Genomic DNA, 1,555 nt, shown 5'->3' on the forward strand with positions numbered 1-1,555 from the left:
GTCCTGACGGACCGGGGCCTGCTGGCACTCCAGGTGGCGGGACGCTCCCGCCGCGGTCACCGCCCTGGTGGGCGGCTCACCGGGTTCAGCGGATCTTCTGGCCCGCGGAACGCAGCTGCTGCGACGCCTCGACGATGCGCTGAGCCATGCCGGCCTCGGCGAGCTTGCCCCAGGCGCGCGGGTCGTAGGCCTTCTTGTTGCCCACCTCGCCGTCGATCTTCAGGACGCCGTCGTAGTTGCGGAACATGTGGTCGACGACCGGACGCGTGAACGCGTACTGCGTGTCCGTGTCGATGTTCATCTTGATGACGCCGTTGTCCACGGCCTCCGTGATCTCCTCGAGCGTCGAGCCCGAGCCGCCGTGGAAGACGAGGTCGAACGGGTTCTCCTTGCCGATGGCGTCGCCGACGGCCTTCTGGATGTCCGCGAGGATCGACGGACGCAGCTTGACCGCACCCGGCTTGTAGACGCCGTGCACGTTGCCGAACGTGAGGGCCGTCAGGTAGCGGCCCTTCTCGCCCGCACCGAGGGCCTTGACCGTCGCGAGACCGTCCTCGACCGTCGTGTAGAGCTTGTCGTTGATCTCGGCCGTGTGGCCGTCCTCCTCGCCACCGACGACGCCGACCTCGATCTCGAGGATGGTGCGCGCGGCGACGGAGAGCTCGAGGAGCTCCTCGGCGATGATCAGGTTCTCGTCGAGCGGCACGGACGAGCCGTCCCACATGTGCGACTGGAAGGTGGGCAGGCCACCGTTCTTGACCTGCTCGGCCTCGATCGCGAGCAGCGGGCGGACCCAGGAGTCCAGGTTCTGCTTGGCGCAGTGGTCCGTGTGCAGGGCGATGGTGACGTCGTACTTCTTCGCGACCTCGGTCGCGTAGGCCGCGAGGGCGAGCGAACCGGTCACGCGGTCCTTGATCGTCGAGCCCGACGCGTACTCGGCGCCACCGACGGAGACCTGGATGATGCCGTCGGACTCGGCCTCGGCGAAGCCCTGAATGGCGGCGGTCACGGTCTGCGAGGACGTGATGTTGACGGCGGGGTAGGCGAACTTGCCTGCCTTCGCGCGGTCGATCATCTCGGCGTAGACCTCGGGGGTTGCGATAGCCATCTGCAGAACTCCAATGACGGAAGGAGGTGGGTGCCGACGACACTGCCGCGCGCCCTGTTATCCCCATGATTTTGTCATGGATCCCTACCGGGGGTGTCGCCCGTCCCTCAGGTGGACGCTCGTCACCACGGGTTGGGACGTCTCGCGGAGCGGGCTGCGGTGCCGACCCGTCAGGGGATCGTGAGGTGCTGCGTGACCCATGCGTGCATCGCGATCGCCGCCGCGGCGCCCGCGTTGATCGACCTCGTCGAGCCGTGCTGCGTGATGTGCAGGACGTCGCGGCTCGCCGCCCGCGCCTCGTCCGACAGGCCCGTGCTCTCCTGGCCGAACAGCAGCACGCACTCGGGCGGGAACGCGTACCCCTCGAGGGGGATCGAGCCCGGCACGTTGTCGATCCCGATGACGGGGACGCCCGCGCCGCCGCGGGCGTCCGCGGCCCAGGCCAGC

At 68.7% G+C, this 1,555-nt stretch carries 2 protein-coding genes; both read right to left on the reverse strand.

Features of this window, described 5'->3' with window-relative positions; translation table 11 throughout:
• Positions 1–85: 85 nt before the first annotated feature.
• Positions 86–1,108, reverse strand: coding sequence for a class II fructose-bisphosphate aldolase (gene fbaA / locus ACFRCR_RS18690; RefSeq protein ID WP_030151060.1), 1,023 nt, complete (start codon positions 1,106–1,108; stop codon positions 86–88).
• 170 nt (positions 1,109–1,278) lie between these two features.
• On the reverse strand, positions 1,279–1,555 hold a 277-nt coding region (locus ACFRCR_RS18695; RefSeq protein ID WP_377679685.1), incomplete at its 5' end, for a TrmH family RNA methyltransferase.

Source organism: Oerskovia sp. NPDC056781 (assembly GCF_042789955.1).
GTDB lineage: Bacteria > Actinomycetota > Actinomycetes > Actinomycetales > Cellulomonadaceae > Oerskovia > Oerskovia rustica.

What these genes read in the sequence shown, in the direction of transcription:
- fbaA (WP_030151060.1), bottom strand. Translation starts at nt 1,108, where the DNA reads ATGGCTATCGCAACCCCCGAGGTCTACGCCGAGATGATCGACCGCGCG.